This is a genomic window from Pseudideonella sakaiensis (genome assembly GCF_048320135.1).
GTDB lineage: Bacteria > Pseudomonadota > Gammaproteobacteria > Burkholderiales > Burkholderiaceae_C > Ideonella_A > Ideonella_A sakaiensis_A.
This window is the reverse complement of record NZ_CP182947.1, coordinates 869,469-892,168: the sequence shown is the minus strand read 5'-3', so window position 1 is coordinate 892,168 and position 22,700 is coordinate 869,469. Positions and strand designations below refer to the sequence as shown.

Genomic DNA, 22,700 nt, shown 5'->3' with positions numbered 1-22,700 from the left:
AGACGCGGTCTGAATTGACTCAACTCAATCCGCGCTGCAACAGCGCTTGCGCGCCTGGTTCGCTATCGGTCGCCGCAGCCGCCGGTCGCGGTTTGTCAGGTCGCTGCCGCCAGCCGCTGTGCCTGCTCCGACAAACGCTCACGCGTCGCAGTGAAATCAGCAACCCGCTGGCGTTCCTGCTCGACGACTGCCGCTGGCGCCCGCGCAACAAAACTTTCGTTGCCGAGCTTGGCGTGGGCCTTTGCGATTTCTCCGCCGAGCCGGTCGATTTCCTTGCGCAGCCGCTCGAGTTCGGCGGCGACGTCGACCTCGACGTGCAGCGCCATCCGCAACTCACCATGCACCGCCGCCGGCGCCGCGCGGGTTGCGTGGTCGAACTCGGCTTCGTTGTCGAAGGCGCGGACTTCCGACAGCTTGGCCAGCGTTTTCAGAACCGCGCCGGCCTCGGCGATGAAGCTTGCATCCCCGAAGACCAGCAACGGCACCCGTTCACCCGGTGACAGGCTCATCTCGCTGCGCAGGTTGCGGCAGGCGCCGACCACCGCCTTCAGCTTGGCGACCCAGGCGTCGGCGGTCTCGTCGATGCGGTCGAGCTGGGCGCGTGGATAGTCGGCGTTGACGATGCTCTCGCTGGCGCCGGCTGTCTTGCGTCCGGCAACGACGGCAACACGCTCCCACAGCTCGGCGGTGATGAATGGCGTGATCGGATGCAGCAGCCGCAGCACCGTCTCAAGCACGCGGATCAGCGTGCGCCGGGTCGCGCGCTGCTCGGATTCGGCGCCGTTCTGGATCTGCACCTTGGCGATCTCGAGGTACCAGTCGCAGTATTCATCCCAGACGAACTGGTAGATCGCATTGGCGACGTTGTCGAGGCGGTATTCGGCGAACGCCTTCTCGACCGTCGCCTCGACGCGCTGCAGTTCACTCGTGATCCACTTGTCGGCAGCGCTGAATGTCAGGTAGTTGTGGAACGGCTGGCCCGGCGCACACTCGGCCTTGGTGTGCGATTTCAGGCCGCAATCCTCGCCTTCGCAGTTCATCAGCACGAAGCGGGTCGCATTCCACAGCTTGTTGCAGAAATTGCGGTACCCCTCGCAGCGCTTGGTGTCGAAATTGATGTTGCGGCCGAGGCTGGCGTAGCTCGCCATCGTGAAGCGCAGCGCGTCGGCACCGTAGGCCGGCATGCCTTGCGGAAACTCCTTCTTCACGCGGGCGGCGACTTTCGGCGCAGTCTCCGGCTTGCGCAGGCCGACGGTGCTCTTGCGCACCAGCGTTTCGAGGTCGACGCCTTCGATCAGGTCGACCGGATCGAGCACGTTCCCTTCGGACTTGCTCATCTTCTTGCCTTCGCTGTCGCGCACCATGCCGTGGATATAGACGGTGCGGAACGGCACCCGGCCGGTGAAATGCGTCGTCATCATGATCATCCGGGCGACCCAGAAGAAGATGATCTCGTAGCCGGTGACGAGCACGCTCGACGGCAGGAACAGGTCCATCTCCTTCGTCTGCTGCGGCCAGCCGAGTGTCGAGAACGGCACCAGCGCCGACGAATACCAGGTATCAAGCACGTCCTCGTCGCGCGTCAGCGCGCCGTCGTAGCCTGCCGCCTTGGCCTTCGCGCGCGCCTCTTCCTCGTCGTGGGCGACGAACAGTTCCCCATTGCTGCCATACCAGGCCGGGATCTGGTGCCCCCACCAGAGTTGGCGGCTGATGCACCAGTCCTGGATATTCTTCATCCACTGGTCGTAGGTATTGACCCAGTTCTCGGGGACGAACTTGACCTCGCCCGACGCCACCGCATCGATCGCCTTCTGCGCGATGCTCTTGCCGTCCGGTCCCGGCTTGCTGACCGCGACGAACCACTGGTCGGTCAGCATCGGCTCGATGATCTGGCCGGTGCGGCCGCAGCGCGGCACCATCAGCTTGTGTTTTTTCGTCTCGACGAGCAGGCCCTGCGACTCGAGGTCGGCGACGATGCGCTTGCGCGCGACGAAGCGGTCCAGACCTTGGTAGGCCGCGGGCGCGTTCTCGTTGATCTTTGCGTCGAGCGTCAGCACGCCGATCATCGGCAGGCCATGGCGCTGGCCGACCGCATAGTCGTTGGCATCGTGCGCCGGCGTGACCTTGACGACACCGGTACCGAATTCGCGGTCGACGTATTCATCGGCAATCACCGGAATCTCGCGCCCGACCAGCGGCAGCGACACCGTCTTGCCGATCATCGACTGGTAGCGCTCGTCTTCCGGATGAACCATCACCGCGACGTCGCCAAGCATCGTTTCCGGCCGCGTCGTCGCGACGACCAGGTCGCCGCTGTCGTCGGACAGCGGATAACGGATGTGCCACAAAAAGCCGTCTTCTTCCTCGCTCTCGACCTCGAGATCCGACACCGCGGACTTCAGCACCGGATCCCAGCTGACCAGGCGTTTGCCACGGTAGATCAGGCCCTGCTCATACAGCTTGACGAAGGTGTCGGTGACGATCGGCGACAGCTTGTCGTCCATCGTGAAATATTCGTGCTGCCAGTCGACGCTGGCGCCGAGACGGCGCATCTGCTGCGTGATCGTCGAGCCGGATTGTTCCTTCCACTCCCAGATCTTGGCGACAAAATTCTTGCGGCCGAGCTCGTGCCGGCTCTGCTTCTGCTGTTCGAGCTGGCGCTCGACGACGATCTGCGTCGCGATGCCGGCGTGGTCGGTGCCGGGCACCCACAGCGTGTTGTGGCCGAGCATGCGGTGGTATCGCGTCAACGAGTCCATGATGGTCTGGTTGAAGGCATGGCCCATGTGCAGCGTGCCGGTGACGTTCGGCGGCGGCAACTGGATGCTGAACGACGGCTTGTCCGCATCGAGCGTCGGCTGGTAAACCCCACTGCGTTCCCACAGGGGTGCCCAATGGGCCTCGATGGCTGCAGGTTCGAAGGATTTGGCGAGTTCGTTCATAAAAAAGACCATTCACGCCCGACGTCCGGCGCCGGGCGGCAACTTGTTGAACCGGGAGACCCCGAATTGTAGGTGGCGCTTCGCAAAAGACTTGGCGCAGATGGCACTTGCAGTGGGCCGGCGCTGGCACTGAGGACGGAGTCAGAGGAAGCAGCGACCGGCCCTTAGCGGCCGTTGATTTCGCTGGATGGGCTGACTTTGTGGGAGGGGCTTCAGCCCCGATTCGGGCTTATGCCACATGGCAGGACGCAGCGGCGCGGCAGACCGTTCCGACTCGTTGCTTCCCATCAACCGAGAGCAAAGGCGCGGTCGGGCGGCCGCTTGCGCTTAGATGCTTGCCCTCGCGCCGGGCGCTCGGGTTCCCTGCGATGCTCGGTCTTGTGGCCCGTCGCGGAAACTCGCTGCACTCGCTTCGCTCGTTGCGCTCAAACAGTCCGCGACAAGCCAGTTGTTGATGCGCGCTGCGCTCGCGGGCCACGAGCCCTGGCCTTGCAGGCCGCACCGGGCCTTGCGGCCCGGTCGCTCGCAAGGCACAAGGGGTCCCCCGGACCCCTTGTGTCCGTGCTCGCCGTCTCGGCTGCGCATATGCGCGCCAGCAGCCCCCCGCCCACGCCTTTGCGGCAGCAGCGAGGACTTCGACGAAGTTCACCAGCGTCACTGCGCGGCAGGCGGTACTCTGCGGCGAAGACCTTGGTGGTGCCCGACGAGGGCGTTGGGCGGCCGTCTGGCGGAGGTAAAGGAGGAGCCGCCCGGCCGTCAGGCCGGGCGGCGGGGGACACGCAGCCAGACGGCTGCCCGGCGGCCTCGTCCTCGCGCATCTCGCACAACATGCGCAAGCCCGAATCGGGGCTGAAGCCCCTCCCACAGATGCTAGCAACGGGCAAGCGGCCAACGGCCGCTCCGGGCCGAGGCTGTGTGGAAACTCTTCGGCACCAGTTGTGTCATATCTCCAGTAGCGACGACAGGAGTGATCGATGGGGCGATACGTCGAAGGCCAAGACCGAACGCAGAGCGTCCTCTTCCCCGAGCAACTGGATGACTGGATTCATGAGGACAACACGGTTCGCGTCATCGATGTCTTCGTCGACGAACTAGATCTGAGGAAGCTGGGCTTCGATCGTGCCAATCCTGCAGAGACGGGTCGGCCGGGGTACAGCCCGGCGACGCTGCTCAAGATCTATGTCTACGGCTACCTCAACCGTGTGCAGTCGAGCCGACGCCTGGAGACCGAAGCACAGCGCAATCTCGAACTCATCTGGCTGACCGGGCGCTTGGCGCCGGACTTCAAGACCATCGCCGACTTCCGCCGTGACAACGGTGATGCCATCGGCAAAGTCTGCAAGGAGTTCGTTCTGCTTTGCCGCCGGATGAAGCTCTTCACCGACGGCGTCGTCGCCATTGATGGCAGCAAGTTCAAAGCGGTCAACAGCCGCGACAAGAACTTCACCGACCGCAAGCTTCAGGCGCGAATCGAACAACTCGAAAGCAGCATCAAGCGCTACCTGGTTGAGCTCGACCGCGCCGACCGTGATGCCACGGCCGTTCTGCCTGGCCGAGTTGCGCACCTCAAGGAGAAGATCACCAAGGTCAAGCAGCAGATGAAGGCGCTGGAGGCGATCGGTGAGCAAATGAAGGTGTCCGAGGACGGGCAGATCTCGTTGACCGATCCGGATGCACGCTCGATGGCCACCAGCGGCCGAGGCACTGGCGTGGTGGGCTACAACGTCCAGACGGTCGTGGATGCCAAGCACCACCTGATCGTGGCCCACGAGGTCACCAACGTTGGCCATGACAGGGACCAACTGGCGAACATGGCCAAGCTTGCCAAGGCAGCCACCGGCGAGGACAAGCTGATTGCGCTGGCCGATCGCGGGTATTACGAAGGCTACGAGATCCTGGAGTGCGAGCGCTCGGGTGTGGCCGCAGTCGTTCCCAAGCCGATGACTTCGAACAACCTGGCCGACGGGCTCTTCGACAAGCGGGATTTCGTCTACGACGGCGAGAAAGACGAATACCGGTGCCCGGCCGGGCGGATTGCCATCCACAGGTTTACATCCGAGGAGAGGGGCAAGATCCTGCACAAGTATTGGTCGTCAGACTGCCCACAGTGCCCGATGAAGCCACAGTGCACGACGAGCAAGAATCGCCGTATCGCCCGCTGGGAGCACGACGACATCCTAGATGTCGTTCAAGAACGGCTGGAGCGCGCGCCCGAAGCCATGAAGCAACGAAGGCAGACCGTCGAGCATGTGTTCGGAACGCTCAAGGCCTGGATGGGATCGAGTCATTTCCTGAGCCGTACGCTGCCTCGCGTGAAAACCGAGATGAGCTTGCAGGTTCTGGCCTACAACCTAAAGCGGATGATCAAGATCCTCGGCACTGGGCCGCTGATCGCAGCGATGAGGGCATAGGGCGCCCGCCCTCACCTAAAAGTTCTTCGCGCGGGGCAAGTTCAGAGATTGCCGCCTGGCCATCGCGTTGGTCTGCTCAGGTGATCGGAAAACCGAGTTTCCACACGGCCTCGGCCGAAACCAGCCGTCATCCGTCGCCCAAATGCAACCGGGCCGCAAAAGCGGCCCGGCAGGGGGTTCAGGCGATCAGCGCTTTGTGACGGTGATCGGCTCGATGTCGACGCGGCGGTTCTGCGTGCCGCACTGGATCATTTCGGCGCGGGTCGGCAGCTGGCAGTTGGTGACCAGCTGGCTGGAGCCGAGGCCGCGGGTCGTCAGCCGGTTTGCGGCGACGCCCTTCGACACCAGGTAGGCCTTGACCGCTTCGGCGCGCTCACGCGACAGGCGGGCGTTGATCGCCGGCGTGCCGAGCTGGTCGGTGTGGCCGGTGATGACGACTTCGTTGATCTGCGGGTTCGCCAGCAGCGCGGCAGCGAAGTTGTCGAGTTCCGGTTGCGGCGGGGTCACCGTGGCGCTGTTCAATGCAAACAGGCTGCTGGCCTCCAGCGTCATCTTCTGCGGCGGCGGTGGTGGCGGCGGCGGCGGCGGGGGAGCCGGGCGCGCCGGCGGCGGGGGCGGCGGCGGAGGGGTCAGCATCGGCGGTGGCGGCGGGGCCATCGTGACGCGCGGCGCCTCGGGCGGCGCGTCGAAGGCCCACATCAGACCGAGGCTGAAATAGTTGTTGCTGGCGCGTTTGAAGCCCCAGGTCTCGCGCTTCATGTAGCCTTCGGTGCGGCGGAAGTCGGCCTGCAGGCCGAGCGACGGCGTGAACATCCACTGCACGCCTAGGCCTGCGCTCAGATAAGGCGAGGTGCCCTTGGTCGAACCGGTGCGCAGGTCGCGCTGGTCGTATTCGGCACCGATGCCGAACGAGATGAAAGGCCGGATGTCGCTGCGGCTGAACATGTACAAGGCGTCGGCGCCGAGCATCGTCTGTTGCACCTTCTGGCCATTTGCCGAGCGGCGGGCGTGGCTCAGTGCCAGTTGCAGGTCCCAGTCCTCGGACATCGGCACGCCATAACGCAGCCCGATCGCCGGGCCCTTGCCGGCCACGCCGAAATCGTTGTCGGCGTCAAAGACCGACACCTGCGGCAACAGGTAGGCCGAGGTATTCAGTCCGTTCATCTGGGCCTGGCTGGCCGCGGTGGCGGTCAACAGCCCTGCTGCCAGCATCCAGGCGGACAGGCCGCGCATCCTGCATTGCATGCTTTCTTCTCCCTTGGTTGTTATATCGAAGTGCTGCCGGACGCCTGGCTGCCGGCTCGGCTTGATGTTGCTTGCTCGGCACAGGGCCGTCAAGACGGTGTTGCTGCGCAACATCGCGTGCGGCCGGACCTCACATCAACAGGTGCTCGCCGGCATTGTCGCCGCCAAGGATCACGTAATTGACCTTGCGGATGTCGGCCAATGTGGTGCCGCCGGCATAGCTGATCGAGCTCTGCACGTCCTCGCGCATCTCGCGCAAGGTGTCGGCGAGCTTGCCCTTGATCGGCTCGAGGATGCGCTTGCCCTCGACATGTTTGTATTCGCCCTTGTTGAAATCGCTGGCGCTGCCAAAATATTCCTTGTAGCGCCGGCCATCGACCTCGACCGTGCGGCCCGGCGATTCCTCGTGACCGGCAAACAAGGCGCCGATCATCACCATTGCCGCGCCGAAACGGACGCTTTTGGCAATGTCGCCATGGTCGCGGATGCCGCCGTCGGCGATGATCGGTTTGGTCGCCACCCGCGCGCACCACTTGAGTGCGCTGAGCTGCCAGCCGCCGGTGCCGAAGCCGGTTTTCAGCTTCGTGATGCAGACCTTGCCCGGCCCGACGCCGACCTTGGTTGCATCGGCGCCCCAGTTTTCCAGATCGATGACCGCTTCGGGTGTCGCGACATTGCCGGCAATCACGAAGGTATCCGGCAGGCGCTTCTTGATGTGCTCGATCATCCGCTGCACGGTATCGGCGTGGCCGTGCGCGATGTCGATCGTGATGTAGTCGGCACCGACACCTTCGGCGGCGAGGCGGTCGACCAGCTTGTAGTCGTCGGGCTTGACGCCGGCGCTGATCGAGACGAACAGCTTCTTGTCGCGCATCCGCTTCGCGTAGGCGACGCTGTCGAGGTCGAAGCGGTGCATCACATAGAAATAGCCGTTGGCCGCCAGCCATTCGCTGATCGGCTCGTCGATCACCGTCTTCATGTTGGCCGGCACCACCGGCAGTTCGAAGCGTCGCGGCCCGAACATCGTCGAGGCGTCGCATTCGCTGCGGCTTTCGACGCGGCATTTGCGCGGCAGCAGCAGGATGTTGTCGTAGTCGAATATTTCCATCGGATTGCTTCCTCGCGGGCCGGTTCGCGGCGCCAGACGCGCCGCGCCATCGTGCCGCGGCAGGAACTGTATACCGGGTCGTGAAGGCCCGATTCGGGCCGGCCGCTCGGCCCTTGCCCGACAATGGCGCATGCACAGCGCTCCGACCGACTCCTTTGGCGAAATCGCCGCCGACCCCGCTGCGCCGGCCGATGATGCCCTGCTGCGGGGACTGAACCCCGAACAATTTGCCGCCGTCACGTTGCCGGCGCGTTCAGCGCTGATCCTGGCCGGCGCCGGCTCGGGCAAGACCCGCGTATTGACGACGCGCATCGCGTGGCTGATCCAGACCGGCCAGCTGACTCCCGGCGGCGTGCTGGCGGTGACCTTCACGAACAAGGCCGCGAAGGAAATGCTGACCCGGCTCGGCGCGATGCTGCCGCTGCCGGTGCGCGGCATGTGGATCGGCACCTTCCACGGCCTGTGCAACCGCTTTCTGCGCGCGCACTGGAAACTTGCCGGGCTGCCGCAGGGTTTCCAGATCCTCGATACCGCCGATCAGCTGTCGGCGGTCAAACGCATCATCAAGGCGAAAAACCTCGACGAGGCGCGGTTCGTGCCGAAGCAGGTCAGCTGGTTCATCTCCGGTTCGAAGGAAGACGGGCTGCGGCCGGGCGACATCGAGATCCGCGATGCGCAGAGTCGCACGCTGGTCGAGGTGTACCAGGCCTACGAAGACCAGTGCCAGCGCGAAGGTGTCGTCGATTTTGCCGAACTGCTGCTGCGCACCTATGAACTGATGCGCGACAACCAGGCGCTGCGCGAGCACTACCAGCGCCGCTTCCGGCACATCCTTGTCGATGAGTTCCAGGATACGAACAAGCTGCAATACGCCTGGCTGAAGATGTTCGGCGGCCCGAATTCCCCCGACGGTGCGGCCGTGATGGCGGTCGGCGACGACGACCAGAGCATCTATGCCTTCCGCGGCGCGCAGGTCGGCAACATGGCGTCGTTCGAGCGCGAGTTCGGCGTCGACCAGGTGATCAAGCTCGAGCGCAACTACCGCTCCTACGGCCACATCCTCGATGCGGCGAATGCGCTGATCTCGCGCAATTCGAAGCGGCTGGGCAAGAACCTGCGCACCGAGGCCGGCCTCGGCGAGCCGGTGCGCATCTTCGAGGCGACCAGCGACTATGCCGAGACGCAGTGGCTGATCGAGGAGGCCCAGCAACTGCACCGCGACGGCATCGCACGCCGCGACATCGCGGTGCTGTACCGCAGCAATGCGCAGAGCCGGGTCATCGAGAGCGGCCTGTTCAATGCCGGCATTCCGTACAAGGTTTATGGCGGGCTGCGCTTCTTCGAGCGCGCCGAGGTCAAGCATGCGCTGTCGTACCTGCGGCTGATCGAGAATCCGAACGACGACACCAGCTTTCTGCGCGTCGTCAATTTTCCGGCGCGCGGCATCGGCGCACGCACGCTCGAGCAATTGCAGGACGCCGCGCGGGCCAGCGGCCGGAGCCTCGCGCAAAGTGTCGGCGCGCTCGGCGGCAAGGGCGGCGCCAATCTGCAGGCCTTCGTCGCGATGATCGATTCGATCCGCGACGCGACCCGCGGCATGACGCTGCGCGAGATCATCGAGCAGATGCTGCAGGCCTCCGGGTTGATCGACTTCTACCGCAGCGACAAGGAAGGCCGGGATCGGCTCGAAAACCTCGACGAACTGGTTAATGCCGCCGAGGCCTTCGTGACGCAGGAGGGTTTCGGCAAGGATGCGGTCGCGCTGCCGGTCGACGAGTTTTCAGCGGCGTCGGATGCCGAACTGGCGAAGGTGGTCGGCGGCATCGGCGCCGAGGTTTCGACCGTGCCATCGTCGCCCGGCCGCATCGCCGACGGCGATCCACCGGCGATTGCGAAAGTCGACCTGACGCCCGATGCGGAAACCGGCGAGATCATGTCGCCGCTGGCGGCCTTCCTGACCCATGCCTCGCTCGAGGCCGGCGACAACCAGGCGCAGGCCGGCCAGGATGCGCTGCAACTGATGTCGGTGCATTCGGCAAAGGGGCTTGAGTTCGACGCGGTCTTCATCACCGGGCTCGAGGAAGGCTTGTTTCCGCACGAGAACAGCCAGTCCGACCTCGATGGCCTCGAGGAGGAGCGGCGGCTGATGTATGTCGCGATCACGCGCGCGCGCAAGCGGCTCTACATCAGCCACAGCCAGACGCGGATGCTGCACGGCCAGACCCGCTACAACATGAAGAGCCGCTTCATCGACGAATTGCCCGAGGAGTCGCTGAAGTGGATCACGCCGCGCAACCAGGGTTTCGGCTCCGGCTTCCAGCGTGACTACCGCGCCGCCTGGGCGCGTGGCAGCGGGCCTGGATCGATGGTGGGCGCCGGTCGCGTCGAGCCGGCACCGCCGCCGCTGGTGCCGAAGGCACCGTCACACGGCCTGCGTTCCGGGCAGAGCGTCTTCCACAACAAGTTCGGCGAGGGCGTCGTCGTCACGCTCGAAGGGCAGGGCCAGGATGCCCGCGCCCAGGTCAATTTCGGCCGACACGGGATGAAGTGGCTGGCGCTGTCGGTGGCGAAGCTGACGCCGATCGAGTAGCTCGAGGATGTAGGAGGGGCTTCAGCCCCGATTGTCGGCCTTGCCACCTCCAGAATCGGGGCTAAAGCCCCTCCCACGGCGGAAAGCTATTTCGCGAACAGCGATTCGAGGCTGGCAAAGGCCTTGAATTCGAGCGCGTTGCCGCAGGGGTCGAGGAAAAACATCGTCGCCTGCTCGCCGACCTCGCCCTTGAAGCGGATGTGCGGTTCGATGATGAACTTGATGCCTGCGGCCTGCAGCCGATCGGCCAGCTGCTGCCAGTCGTCCATCTCGAGGATGACGCCGAAATGGCGTACCGGGACGTTGTCGCCGTCGACTTCGCTGGTGCTGCGGTGGCCGGCTTCGGCCGGCGACAGGTGGGCGACGATCTGATGGCCATACAGGTTGAAGTCGACCCATTCGGCCGAGCTGCGGCCTTCCGGGCAGCCGAGCAGGCCGCCGTAGAAGCGCCGCGCGGCGGCGAGATCGGTGACGGGAAAGGCCAGGTGGAAGGGGCGCAGGCTGCTCATCGGATGGTTGCTCTGGTATCGGTTGGTCGAGGCGGAGGATGGTAGCAGCGCGGCGACAAAACGCGCCGCCGTGCCGACTGCGGGCGGCGCCACTCGGCGCTGATTTGTGACAGCACGGTCATCGAATGGTCACGGCCATTTCACATTGGCCCGCGAGGATTTGCGGTTGACGGATTTCCGATCAATCACAAGGACCCTGCACGATGACCAAGCAAAAGAATGACGCCCGCCTCGCCGACGACGAAGACCTGAACACGTCGAGCAATGTCAGCTTCAACCAGGTGCTCGATGCGCGCCTGTCCCGGCGCTCGATGCTGCGGGGCGGCATCGGTGGCGCTGCCGCGGCGGTGCTCGGCAGCTGGGGACTTGCCGCCTGCGGCGGCGGCGGTGACGGCGATGGTGATCTGCCGGCCACGGCAGCAGCCAGCCCGATCACCAGCCTCGGCTTTGCCGCCGTCGCAAAGAACAGGCTTGACAAGGTCAGTGTCGCAACCGGCTATACGACCAGCGTGCTGATCGCGCTCGGCGACCCGCTGACCGCTGCAACCCCCGCCTACAGGAACGATGGCAGCGACACCGATTTTGCGAACCGCAGTGGCGACCACCACGACGGCATCGAGTATTTCGGGCTCGGCGCCGACGGCAAACGCGATCGCTCGAGCAGCGACCGCGGCCTGTTGGTAACGAATCACGAAGCGCTGACCGACCAATTTCTCCACGTCGCCGGCGCGACCGCGCGGCCGCGTCCGGCTGCCGAGTCCGACAAGGAAGTCCCGGCACACGGCGTGTCGATCGTCGAAGTTCGCAAGACCGGCGGCAAGTTCGGCTACGTGCAGTCGTCGACCTTCAACCGTCGAATCACGCCGTTGACACCGATCGAGATCGGCGGCCCGGTCCGCGGCCATCTCTTGCTGAAGACGGCATATTCCCCTGCCGGCACGTCGACCCGCGGCACGATCAACAACTGCGGCACCGGCAGCACGCCGTGGGGCACGTTCCTGACCGGCGAGGAAAACTGGGCCGGCTATTTCACCCGCAGCGCGGCCGACAATGCGGCGCGCGGCAATGACAGTAGCGTCACCGCGCTGAACCGCTATGGCCGACCGCAGGGCGCGGCAAGCCGCCATGGCTGGGAAACATCGGGCACGGCCGACCGTTTTGCGCGCTGGAACATCTCGAAAACCGGCCCGTCCACCGACGGCAGCGACGACTACCGCAACGAGCTGAACGGCATGGGCTACATCGTCGAGATCGATCCCTACGATCCGACCGCGCCGATCTTCAAGCGCAGCGCACTCGGCCGCTTCGCGCATGAAAGCGCGGCCTTCGGCATTCCCGCTGTCGGCAGGCCGCTGGCCGTCTACATGGGGGACGATTCGCGCGGCGAATACATCTACAAATTCGTCTCGACCGCGAACTGGGATGCCGCGGATGCAAATCCGGCCGCGCGCATCGCCACCGGCAGCAAATACCTCGACAGTGGCAAGCTGTACGTCGCGAAATTCAACGCTGACGGCAGCGGCAGCTGGATCGAACTGACGATCACCAACCCGACGATCGCCGCCTACGCGAGCTACCGCTTCACCGATCAGGCGGATGTGCTGGTCAACGCGCGGCTGGCCGCCGATGCCGTCGGCGCGACGAAGATGGACCGCCCGGAGTGGTGCGCAGTGCACCCGAGCACCGGCGAGGTCTATTTCACGTTGACCAACAACAGCAACCGCAAGCTGGAGCCTGTGGCGAGCCAGCAAGGTCTCGACGCCGCGAACCCGCGCGCATACAGCGACAGCTTCAATGGCGGCGCCCCCGGCGCGCCGGGCAACGTCAACGGCCATGTCATCCGCATCGCGGAAAGTGGCGGCACTGCCGCCGCGACGAGCTTCGCCTGGGACGTCTACCTGTTCGGCGCGCAGGCCGATGCCGACGCCAGCAGCATCAACCTGTCTGCGCTGACCGCCGATCAGGACTTCTCGAGCCCGGACGGTCTCTGGTTCAGCGCGAACACCGGCATCTGCTGGCTGCAAACCGACGACGGCGCGTATACCGATGTCAGCAACTGCATGATGCTGGCCGGCGTGCCGGGCAAGGTCGGCGACGGCGTCAGGACGACACTGAGCTATACAAAAACCGACGGCTCGCTGGTGTCGGTCGATACCTGGGTCGGCCGGCAGCCGGCGGCCAATGCACTGAAGCGCTTTCTCGTCGGGCCCGTCGATTGCGAGATCACCGGCACCGCCGAGACGCCGGACGGCAGGACGCTGTTCGTCAACATCCAGCATCCGGGTGAGTCGATCAGCAGGGCCGATATTGCCGATCCTTCGAAATACCTCAGCCATTGGCCGGGCAACGCCGGCTACGGTGCAGGTGGAGCGACAGCCCGACCGCGCTCTGCGACGATCGTCATCACGAAGGACGACGGCGGGCGCGTCGGCAGCTGAAAGCAGACGATCGGGCCCGGGCAGAGCCGGTCAGGGGGCCCGCTGCCATTCGCGCCGCAGCAGCGAAAACTGCAGCATGTCGTGGTGCCGGCCGCCCCAGTAGGCGATCTCGCGCAGCCGTCCCTCCTCGACGAAGCCGAGCTTTCTGACGAGTGTGATCGACCGCGTGTTGTCAGGGTGGATCTGCGCATCGATGCGGTTCAACTGCATTTGCGCAAAACCCCAGCCGATGATCGCGACCAGTGCCTCGGTCATCAGGCCCTGGCCGCCGGCTTCGGGTGCGATTTCGTAGCCGATCGTGCATTTGCGCCATTGCCGGTTCCAGCTGAACAGGCCGCACGAACCGATCAGCCCCGGCTGGTCCTTGCGCTCGAGACCCCAGCGGGTACCCGGGTTGACCAGCTCGCGCCAACCGGCAAAGCTGCGCACCAGCGCACGCGCTTCGTCTTCGCTGGCCAGCGGATCGCTGCCGAACCAGCGCCTGACTTCCGGATTGCCGTGGATCGCATACAGCGCCGCGCTGTCGGCATCGACAATCTCGCGCAGCCACAGCCGCTGCGTCGCGAGTTGCGGAAAGGCATTCAGGTCGGTCATTGCAGCCACCAGGCCGCAGCGCGGCGCGAACCGCTGGCCGCGGGCAGGTTCTTCAGACGCCGATCGCGTCGAAACCCGCGTAGACGTCGCGCAGCCAAACCTTGACCCGCTGGCGGTCCATCATGCCCAGGCCGGTGACCGGTTTGTCCGCCGCCTGGCTGGCCGCCCAGAAGCTGCTGCTGGTTGCGTCGATCTTCTGCATCACCGCATCGTTCAGGTGCTTGATCGTCACCGTGCGGGCGCCGAGCGCCAGCGCCTTGTCGAGTTCCGGCGAGCCGTCGAGCAGGCGGAAATCGTCGCCGCGCAGCTGGTTGCGTACCAGCACATGCGAGACGCGGTCGCCAAAGGCTTCGACCAGGTTGCCGAGCAGGTCGACCGAATCGCGGCCGCTGTCCATCACATGCCAGTAGTTCAGCCCGACGCCGTGTTCTGCGGCCAGGTCGAGCACGCCCGATTCGTCGATCCAGCGGCGCAGCGGCTCGTGGGTCTGCGCGGCCAGATCGACGAGGATGCGCCGCTCCGGCTGCTCGACAGCGGCTTCGATGATGCGGTCAAGCATCTCGTAGCGGTCGATCTGCACCGGCGATGCAAAACCGGCATAAAAACGCATCAGCGCGCCGTGCGAGCGGTCGGTGTCGAAGCCGAGGAACGGGATCTGGCGGTCGATCATGTACTGCGCGAGCAGCCGCGCGACCAGCGATTTGCCGACGCCGCCTTTTTCTCCGCCGATCAGATGGATGCGTGCCATCGAGGCTCCTGTTGGTGTGGGTAGGGGCGATTCAGTTGCCGGAGGGGCGGTCCGAATCGAGCAGAACGGCTTCGTCGTGGCCGACCGGCTGGTCGGGCCGGAAGCTGTCGGCATAGGTGAAATACAGCGACGCGTAAAACGCGGTCGAGAACATCAGGCCGGCCGGCATCGCCGCCAGCGCCAGCAGCCGCGGTTCGCCGAGCAGCGCGACCAGCGCGTTGGCGATGAACGAGAACAGCAGGATCAGCACGAGCCAGCCGAGGCCGTAGACGACGAACGCACCCTTGTTGCGCCAGCAGGCGAGGCTGCTGATGAACAAGGCTTGCGCCACCCCTTGGCCCTGCCAGTGGACCAGCGCCGGCGCATGCCAGAACGGCAACGCGATCACCGCGGTCAGCGCCAGCCGCAGCACCATCGCCCAGAACAGCCGCGGGTCGCCGAGCATCGCATTCAGCGCTTCGGCCGACATCGGTTTGTCGCTGGTGGCCGCCGTCTGCAGCGCCTCCAGCCGGCCGGCGTCGATCACGTCGCTGAGCAGCATCACGACGATGTTGGCCGCGGCATAGGCGCTCAGCAGATACAGCATCGTCTTGCGCTGCGACGGCGGCCCCTGCAGGCCTTCGACGAAGACTTTCGGGCCGGCCCGCTGGCCGTCCAGGCTGTTGCGTGACGCGATCATGAAGCCGAGCGAGACCAGCGGCAGCGCCATCAGCAGCAGCAGCACGCCGATGCCCGGTATCAGCAACAGCAGCAGCGCGCCGAACAGGAACGACGCCAGCAGAAAGGTGGTTGCCAGCGGCTGCCCGAGGAACACCTGGAAACCCCGGCGCACCCAGACAAAACCCTGCAGCGCAGGAACGGTATGGAGCTTCATCGCTCGTAGTGCCAGGGTGTATCGATGCGGCTTCGCAGCACGCGTTCGAAATGGGTGGGGTCGTGCGGCTTCAGCATGCTGGCGTCGCGCGGCAGGTGCAGATCCCACAGCCGCGAGACCCAGAAACGCAGCGCCGCAGCGCGCATCATTGCCGGCAGCAGGCGGATTTCATTGGCGGTAAGGCCCCGCACCTCGTCGTAGGCGGCGACGAAAGCCTGGGCCCGCGCCTCGACCAGTTCGCCGCTGTCGAGGTCGATGCACCAGTCGTTCAGGCAGACCGCGATATCGAAGATGAAGCGGTCGATGCCGGCGAAATAGAAGTCGAAGAAGCCGCCGAGCTCATCGCGGCCGTCGGCATCGTCGAACATCACGTTGTCGCGGAACAGGTCGGCGTGGATCGGGCCGGCCGGCAGCCCGGCATAGGCGGCCGATGCCGCAACCTGCTGCTGGAACTGCAGTTCGGATTCGATCAGCTCGCGCTGCTCGTCCTGCAGGAACGGCACGACGACCGGTACCGTCTCCTTCCACCAATCGAGGCCGCGCAGATTGGGCTGGGCCAGCTTGAAGTCGAGCCCGGCCAGGTGCATCTTCGCCATCATCCGGCCGACGACGGCGGTATGTTGGATGTCCGGCGCCAGGTGGTGGCGGCCCGGCAGACGGTTGACGAGCGCGGCCGGCTTGCCGAGCAATTCGTGCAGGATCTCGCCACTGTCGTCGGCCTGCGGATCGGGCACCGGGATGCCGTGGCCGGCCAGGTGCTTCATCAGGTGCAGGTAAAACGGCAGTTGCTCGAAGCTGAGCCGCTCGAACAACGTCAGTACGTAACGGCCGCGGCTGGTGTCGGCAAAATAGTTGGTGTTCTCGATGCCGCCGGCACATCCCTGCAGGGCCGTCAGCTCGCCGACGTTCAGGCGTCGGACAAAATCTTGCGCCGTGTCGAAAGGCACCTCGGTAAAAACAGCCATCAGGTGAACGCGGGCCGGATCAGAACGACAACACGCGCCAGACCCGTTTGCCGGCTGCGCCGCGCGAGCCGGTCAGGCCGTCGGACACGTCGCGTGAACCGTCCTCGGTGATGATTTCATATTCCTTGCTCGGCCCGACCTTCGGCGTGACCGTGATGCGCTTGGTATTGCCGCGGATCTTCAGTTCCTCGATCTTCGAACCGTCGTCCTCGATCACCGTGCGCTTGACGTTCGGCTCGAGGCGTTCATCGGCCGGTGCCGGCGCGGCATCGGCTGGCGGTGGCGGCGGAGCAGGCGTCGCCGCAGTCTGCGCCAGCACGGGCCCGGCGAGCAGGGCCAGCAGGAAAGGGGTCAGGCGCATCATGGAATTCATTTTATCGGTGCCACCGACGCGGCGGGAATGCCGTTTGTGCCTTCGGGGAGACTCCGGCAGCTATTTTGCCCTCGTCGGGCGATGCCGGCTGCCTGCCAATACCCGCACAATCGCCAGATGAGTGATCAGAATTCCCCCCGCACGCTGTTGCTGGTCGACGGCTCCAGCTATCTGTACCGGGCATACCATGCGCTGCCCGATCTGCGCAGCCCGGACGGTTTGCCCACCGGCGCATTGCACGGCATCGTCGCAATGATGCAACGTCTGCGCGAGCAGTTTCCGGCCGACCATGCGGCCTGCATCTTCGATGCCAAGGGCCCGACCTTCCGCGACGAGTGGTATCCGCAGTACAAGGCGAACCGCGCGCCGATGCCGGAAGATCTGGCAGCGCAGATCGAGCCGATCCACGAGGTGGTGCGGCTGCTCGGTTGGCCGGTGCTCGAGGTGCCCGGCATCGAGGCCGACGACGTGATCGGCACGCTGTGCCGGGTTGGCGCCGAGCAGGGCCATTCGGTGGTCGTCTCGACCGGCGACAAGGACCTCGCCCAACTGGTCACGCCGAATGTCACGCTGATCAATACGATGAGCAACGAGCGGCTCGATGTCGCCGGCGTCGAGGCCAAGTTCGGCGTGCCGCCACAGCGCATCGTCGATTTTCTGAGCCTGGTCGGCGATACCGTCGACAACATTCCGGGCGTCGCCAAGGTCGGCCCGAAAACCGCCGCCAAATGGATCGCCGAACATGGCTCGCTCGACGGCGTGATCGCTGCCGCGGCCGGTTTCAAGGGGGTCGCTGGCGAGAATCTGCGCGCGGTGCTCGACTGGTTGCCGACCGGCCGCAAGCTCGTCACCGTTCGCTGCGACTGCGACCTGAGCGGCCACCTCGACGGCTGGCCGTCGCTCGATGCGCTGGCGCTGCGGCCGATCGATGCGGCAAAGCTGCTCGAACTCTATACGCGCTTCGGCTTCAAGACGCTGAAACGCGACCTCGAATCCCGCTTGCAGGCGGCCGGCGGCGAGTCGGCGGCGATCGTCGTCGCGGCAGCGCCGCCGGCGGTCGCGATCGAACGGCACTTCGAGACCGTCACGACGGTCGAGGCGCTCGATGCCTGGGTCGCGAAGATCGTGGCCGCGCCACTGACCGCGATCGATACCGAAACCGATTCGCTCGATGCGATGAAGGCGCGGCTGGTCGGCATCTCGCTGAGCACCGCGCCGGGCGAGGCGGCCTATATTCCAGTCGCGCACAGTTATGCCGGCGCGCCCGAGCAGCTGACGCCCGACGTCGTGCTGCAGCGGCTGCGGCCGTGGCTGGAGGATGCGGCGGCAGCCAAGCTCGGCCAGAACATCAAATACGACCTGCACGTGTTTGCCAATCTCGGCATCACCGTGCGCGGCTATGTCCACGACACGATGCTGCAGAGTTATGTGCTCGAGGCGCACAAGCCACACGGCCTCGAAAGCCTGGCCGACCGCCACCTCGGTCGGCGCGGCCTCAGCTACGAGGACTTGTGCGGCAAGGGCGCGCAGCAGATCCCGTTTGCCCAGGTCGCGGTCGACCGCGCCGCCGAATATTCATGCGAAGACAGCGAGATGTGCCTGCATGTGCACCAGACGCTGTGGCCGCAGCTCGAGGCCGCGCAGCCGCTGCACGACCTGTACCGGCAGATCGAGATGCCGACTGCGCTGATCCTGCAGCGCATCGAGCGCCACGGCGTGCTGATCGATCCGCAGGTGCTCGCGATGCAGAGCAAGGAACTCGGCGAACGCATGGTCAAACTGGAGCAGGAGGCGTTTTCGCTCGCCGGCCAGCCGTTCAACATGGGTTCGCCGAAGCAGATCGGCGAAATCCTGTTCAAGCAGCTCGGCCTGCCGGTGAAGAAAAAGACCGCCTCCGGCGTGCCGTCGACCGACGAGGAGGTGCTGGCCGAGCTGGCCGCCGACTATCCGCTGCCTGCGAAGCTGCTCGAGCACCGATCGCTGGCAAAGCTGAAAGGCACCTATACCGACAAGCTGCCGTTGATGGTCAATCGCGACACCGGCCGTGTCCACACGACCTATGCACAGGCGGTCGCGGTGACCGGACGTCTCGCAAGCAACGAGCCGAACCTGCAGAACATCCCGATCCGCACCGTCGAGGGCCGGCGGGTGCGCGAGGCTTTCGTCGCGCCGCCCGGCCACCAGATCGTCAGCGCCGACTATTCGCAGATCGAGCTGCGCATCATGGCGCACATCAGCGAGGATCCGGGCCTGTTGCGCGCCTTCGCCGAAGGCATGGACGTGCACCGTGCAACCGCGAGCGAGGTGTTCTCGATCGCGCCGGATGCGGTGACGAGCGAACAGCGCCGTTATGCAAAGACGATCAATTTCGGGCTGATCTACGGCATGGGCGCGTTCGGCCTCGCGCAGAGCCTGGGCATCGAGCGCTCGGCGGCGGCAACCTACATCGAACGCTATTTTCAGAATTTCGCCGGCGTCAAGCGCTACATGGACGAAACCAAAGCGTCGGCGCGCGCCAAGGGTTATGTCGAGACGATGTTCGGCCGCCGGATCTATCTGCCGGAGATCAATGGCGGCAGCGGGCCGCGCAAGAGCGGGGCAGAGCGGCAGGCGATCAATGCGCCGATGCAAGGGTCGGCGGCCGATCTGATCAAGCTCGCGATGATTGCGCTGCAGCGCGCCATCGACGACGAGCAGCGCGTTACCCGCATCGTGATGCAGGTCCACGACGAACTGGTCTGCGAGGTGCCGGAGGCCGAACTCGACTGGGCGCGCGAAGCGATCCCGCGGCTGATGGCGTCGGTCGCGAGCCTGAAAGTGCCGCTGCTGGCCGAGGTCGGTGTCGGACCGAACTGGGACAAGGCGCACTGAAAGCCGGACCGCGCTGGCTGGCGGCGCCGCGTGTCGTCTTCAGCCGCCGAGCTGCTGCCAGAGAAAGCCGTATTCCATCGCCTGCAACCGCGCGCGCTGCGCATTGTCGGCAGCACCACCATGGCCGCCCTCGATGTTCTCGTAGTAAAGCAGCGAATGGCCTTGCGCGAGCATGCGCTCGGCCATCTTGCGCGCATGGCCGGGATGGACACGATCGTCGCGGGCCGAGGTCGTGAACAGCACCTTCGGATAGCGGACGCCGGCGCGCACGTTCTGATACGGGCTGTAGGTCGAGATGACGGCCCAGTCCTCAGGATCGTCGGGATTGCCGTATTCGGCGATCCAGCTGGCGCCGGCCAGCAGGCGGTGGAAACGCCGCATATCGAGCAGCGGCACCTTGATCACGACGGCATTGAAGAGCTCGGGCCGCTGCACCATCGTCGCGCCGACCAGCAGGCCGCCGTTGCTTCCGCCGATGATGCCGAGCTGGCGCGGCGTCGTGATGCCGGCGGCAATCAGCGCCTCGGCAACCGCGATGAAATCGTCGTAGCTGCGCTGCTTGTTCGCCTTCTGAGCGCTGCGGTGCCAGCCGGGGCCGAATTCGCCGCCGCCGCGGATATTGGCGACGACCCAGACCCCGCCGCGGTCCAGCCAGCCGCGGCCGACCCCGGCCGCATAAGCCGGCGTCAGCGAGATCTCGAAGCCGCCATAACCGTACAACGCGGTCGGCAGCGGGCCGGTCGGCACGTCGGTCGGCCAGACGATGAAAAACGGAATACGGGTGCCATCCTTCGATGTTGCAAACCGCTGCTCGACCCGTTTGCCGCCAGCATCGAACAGCGGCTGGCGCGCCTTCAGCTGTTCTCGCGGTATGCCCGAAGCGGCTGCGGCATCACCGAGCCACAGCGTGTCGGGATCGAGAAAGCCGCTGTGCGACAACAGGTAATGATTGGCCAGCGGATCGCGGTCATCGTGCGGATCGTGCAGGCCGGCAACCGCTAGGCTGCCGTTGGCCGGTGAATCGATCGCTACCTGCTCGAACACGCTGCCGACCTTGCGCCACGCCTGCAGCCGGCTCGTCACCTGGTCGTTCAAATTGACGATCAGGTGGTCGCGTGTCGTCGTGTGATCGGCCAGCGCGCAGCTCGGCGTCGGCATGAACAACACCTGGAAATCGCGCGCGCCGTGCTGGAAGCGCTGCAGATCGATTGCCAGCAGGCTGCCGGCAGCAAAGATCTGTTCGCCACAGCGCAGCTCGCTGCGCAGCGTCAGCATCAGGCTGTCGCGCAGCAGGCCGAACGATGAATCGTCGGGCACCGCGAGCGGCTGCAGGCTGCCATCGGCGCCGAGCAGAAAAACCTCGCGGTGGAAGAAATCGCGCGAGCGGATGAAGAAGCTGCGCTCGAAACCCGGCGTATCGTCGACCGCCGCGCGGACGCTGACATCCTGCGTCCGGCCTTCGAAGACGGTCGACGCATCGGCCAGCGGCGTGCCACGTCGCCAGCGCTTGGTGAAACGCGGATAGCCGCTGTCGGTCAGCGAGCCAGGGCCGAAATCGCTGCCGACGAAGATCTGGTCGGCATCGATCCATTCGACATCCGACTTCGCTTCGGGCAACACGAACCCATCACCAACAAAAACCTTGTCGACGCAGTCGAATTCGCGCACCACGGTGGCGTCGGCGCCGCCGCGCGACAGCGAGACCAGGCAGCGTCGGTGCTCCGGAGCCAGCGTCGTCGCGCCGGCCCAGACCCAGTTTTCGCCTTCGGCCGCGGCCAGCGCATCGATGTCGAGCACCGTCTCCCAGGCCGGCTCGGCGCGGCGGTATTCGTCCAGCGTCGTGCGCCGCCAAAGGCCGCGCCGGTGCTGCTCGTCCTGCCACAGGTTGTAGAAGAAGGGGCCGCGGCGCACGATGGCCGGAATGCGGTCGCGTGCATCGAGCACCTCGAGCAGTTCGGCCTGCAGCGCGGCGTGGTCCGGATGCGCAACGAGCGCCGCCTCGCTGTCGGCATTGCGTGCGCGGACCCAGTCCAGCGCGGCGTCGCTGTCGACATCCTCGAGCCAGCCGAACGGATCGTCTCCGTCGTCGACTGCGGCTGAAGCGGGCAATGCCGGGATGCGCGGATCCATGGCTCAGCCCAGCAGGTCGCGCGTTTCGGGATGACGGTTGATGTAGACGCGCACATAGCTGCAGATCGGATCGACCTGCAACCCGCCTTCACGCGCATATTGCAACGCGGTGCCGACCAGTGCGGCGGCGATGCCGCGCCCGCGCAGGCTTGGATGGACGGCGGTATGCACCATCTGCATCACCTTGCCGGCCATCCGGTAGTCGGCGACGCAGCGGTGGCCGTCGACCACGGCGATGAACCGTTGCTGTGCCAGGTCGTGCTGAACCTGCAGCGCTTCGGTGCTCGAAAAATCGGACATGGGGCGGGAATCTAGCAGATGAAAACGAGCCCCTTGTCGTGTTCAGGACTTGAACAGCAGCTCCGGATTGATCTCGACCGAGCGCTGGCCGTCGCCGACCCAGGCCGCGCCGTCCTGCACCGTGATCTGCAGCGACATCCCGCGCTGCGCCAGCGTTGCCAGCTCGGCGCTTTGCGCGGCCGGCAGTTGCCAGACATCGAGGTTGCGCGTGCGCACCAGTTTGCCGGCAACACCTTTCCACCAGATCGACGCGCCCTGGCTGTAGGCGATCACCGTGACGCGCTCGGCACGGCCGCAGGCTTTCAGGATGCGCCGGTCGTCGGGTTGGCCGATATCGATCCAGTGGATGATCTGGCCGGTCAGGTCGCGGCGCCACAGGTCGGGTTCGTCGCTGTCGGACAGGCTTTTAGCCAACTCGAGCTGGCCGCGCTGGTCGTCGGCGGCCAGGTGCAGCGCCAGCGCGAGCAGCCTGACCATCATCCGCTCGTCGGTCTCGGATGGATGACGGGCCACGGTCACCGCATGGTCGACGTAGAGCCCGCGGTCCATGTCGGCGATCTGCAGATTGGCTTTATGGATGGTGGCCTTCAGCGCCATGGACA

At 65.5% G+C, this 22,700-nt stretch carries 16 protein-coding genes; 4 read left to right on the top strand and 12 right to left on the bottom strand.

Annotation, left to right across the window (positions count from 1 at the left end):
• Positions 1-95 precede the first annotated feature (95 nt).
• On the bottom strand, positions 96-2,942 hold the full coding sequence (locus ACNH6H_RS03785) for a valine--tRNA ligase (protein ID WP_418315764.1): 2,847 nt from the start codon (positions 2,940-2,942) through the stop codon (positions 96-98).
• Between the two features lie 974 nt (positions 2,943-3,916).
• Between ACNH6H_RS03785 and ACNH6H_RS03780 the strand changes: the two genes are divergently transcribed.
• Positions 3,917-5,353, top strand: a complete 1,437-nt coding sequence (locus ACNH6H_RS03780; protein ID WP_418315762.1) for an IS1182 family transposase — start codon at positions 3,917-3,919, stop codon at positions 5,351-5,353.
• 186 nt (positions 5,354-5,539) lie between these two features.
• Here ACNH6H_RS03780 and ACNH6H_RS03775 read toward each other — a convergent pair whose 3' ends face one another.
• Positions 5,540-6,586 (bottom strand): OmpA family protein, encoded by a 1,047-nt coding sequence (locus tag ACNH6H_RS03775; protein ID WP_418315760.1) that lies wholly within the window; start codon positions 6,584-6,586, stop codon positions 5,540-5,542.
• 142 nt (positions 6,587-6,728) lie between these two features.
• On the bottom strand, positions 6,729-7,706 hold the full coding sequence (locus ACNH6H_RS03770; protein ID WP_418315758.1) for a GMP reductase: 978 nt from the start codon (positions 7,704-7,706) through the stop codon (positions 6,729-6,731).
• 130 nt (positions 7,707-7,836) lie between these two features.
• Between ACNH6H_RS03770 and ACNH6H_RS03765 the strand changes: the two genes are divergently transcribed.
• Positions 7,837-10,296, top strand: a complete 2,460-nt coding sequence (locus tag ACNH6H_RS03765) for a UvrD-helicase domain-containing protein (protein ID WP_418315756.1) — start codon at positions 7,837-7,839, stop codon at positions 10,294-10,296.
• An 86-nt stretch (positions 10,297-10,382) separates the two neighbouring features.
• On the opposite strand, the gene ACNH6H_RS03760 is transcribed toward ACNH6H_RS03765, so the two are convergent.
• Positions 10,383-10,805: a VOC family protein gene (locus ACNH6H_RS03760; RefSeq protein WP_418315754.1), complete on the bottom strand. Its 423-nt coding sequence runs from the start codon at positions 10,803-10,805 to the stop codon at positions 10,383-10,385.
• A 203-nt stretch (positions 10,806-11,008) separates the two neighbouring features.
• Here ACNH6H_RS03760 and ACNH6H_RS03755 point away from each other — a divergent pair, with 203 nt between their 5' ends.
• On the top strand, positions 11,009-13,243 hold the full coding sequence (locus ACNH6H_RS03755) for a PhoX family protein (protein ID WP_418315752.1): 2,235 nt from the start codon (positions 11,009-11,011) through the stop codon (positions 13,241-13,243).
• A 30-nt stretch (positions 13,244-13,273) separates the two neighbouring features.
• Here the strand turns inward: ACNH6H_RS03755 and ACNH6H_RS03750 are convergent, their stop codons facing one another.
• The 5 genes from ACNH6H_RS03750 to ACNH6H_RS03730 are packed head-to-tail and all read right to left on the bottom strand — an operon-like array spanning position 13,274 to position 16,785.
• Positions 13,274-13,837 (bottom strand): GNAT family N-acetyltransferase, encoded by a 564-nt coding sequence (locus tag ACNH6H_RS03750; RefSeq protein WP_418315750.1) that lies wholly within the window; start codon positions 13,835-13,837, stop codon positions 13,274-13,276.
• A 52-nt stretch (positions 13,838-13,889) separates the two neighbouring features.
• Positions 13,890-14,585 (bottom strand): mobilization protein, encoded by a 696-nt coding sequence (locus ACNH6H_RS03745; protein ID WP_418315748.1) that lies wholly within the window; start codon positions 14,583-14,585, stop codon positions 13,890-13,892.
• A gap of 31 nt (positions 14,586-14,616) precedes the next feature.
• Positions 14,617-15,459: a BPSS1780 family membrane protein gene (locus ACNH6H_RS03740; RefSeq protein WP_418315746.1), complete on the bottom strand. Its 843-nt coding sequence runs from the start codon at positions 15,457-15,459 to the stop codon at positions 14,617-14,619.
• Positions 15,456-16,424: a homoserine kinase gene (locus ACNH6H_RS03735; protein ID WP_418315745.1), complete on the bottom strand. Its 969-nt coding sequence runs from the start codon at positions 16,422-16,424 to the stop codon at positions 15,456-15,458. Before ACNH6H_RS03735 ends, ACNH6H_RS03740 begins: the two co-directional genes overlap by 4 nt.
• 19 nt (positions 16,425-16,443) lie before the next feature.
• Entirely contained in the window at positions 16,444-16,785 is a 342-nt protein-coding gene (locus ACNH6H_RS03730; RefSeq protein ID WP_418315743.1) for a DUF2782 domain-containing protein, read from the bottom strand.
• Between the two features lie 129 nt (positions 16,786-16,914).
• Between ACNH6H_RS03730 and polA the strand changes: the two genes are divergently transcribed.
• Positions 16,915-19,668 (top strand): DNA polymerase I, encoded by a 2,754-nt coding sequence (gene polA, locus ACNH6H_RS03725; protein WP_418315741.1) that lies wholly within the window; start codon positions 16,915-16,917, stop codon positions 19,666-19,668.
• Positions 19,669-19,707: 39 nt separating this feature from the next.
• On the opposite strand, the gene ACNH6H_RS03720 is transcribed toward polA, so the two are convergent.
• Genes ACNH6H_RS03720 through ACNH6H_RS03710 form a run of 3 tightly spaced genes read right to left on the bottom strand, consistent with a single transcriptional unit; the run spans position 19,708 to position 22,695 of the window.
• Positions 19,708-21,798, bottom strand: coding sequence for a prolyl oligopeptidase family serine peptidase (locus ACNH6H_RS03720; protein ID WP_418315738.1), 2,091 nt, complete (start codon positions 21,796-21,798; stop codon positions 19,708-19,710).
• A gap of 3 nt (positions 21,799-21,801) precedes the next feature.
• Complete coding sequence (locus ACNH6H_RS03715; RefSeq protein WP_418315736.1) at positions 21,802-22,098, bottom strand: GNAT family N-acetyltransferase; 297 nt, start codon at positions 22,096-22,098, stop codon at positions 21,802-21,804.
• A 42-nt stretch (positions 22,099-22,140) separates the two neighbouring features.
• Positions 22,141-22,695: a YaeQ family protein gene (locus tag ACNH6H_RS03710; protein ID WP_418315734.1), complete on the bottom strand. Its 555-nt coding sequence runs from the start codon at positions 22,693-22,695 to the stop codon at positions 22,141-22,143.
• Positions 22,696-22,700: the final 5 nt, after the last annotated feature.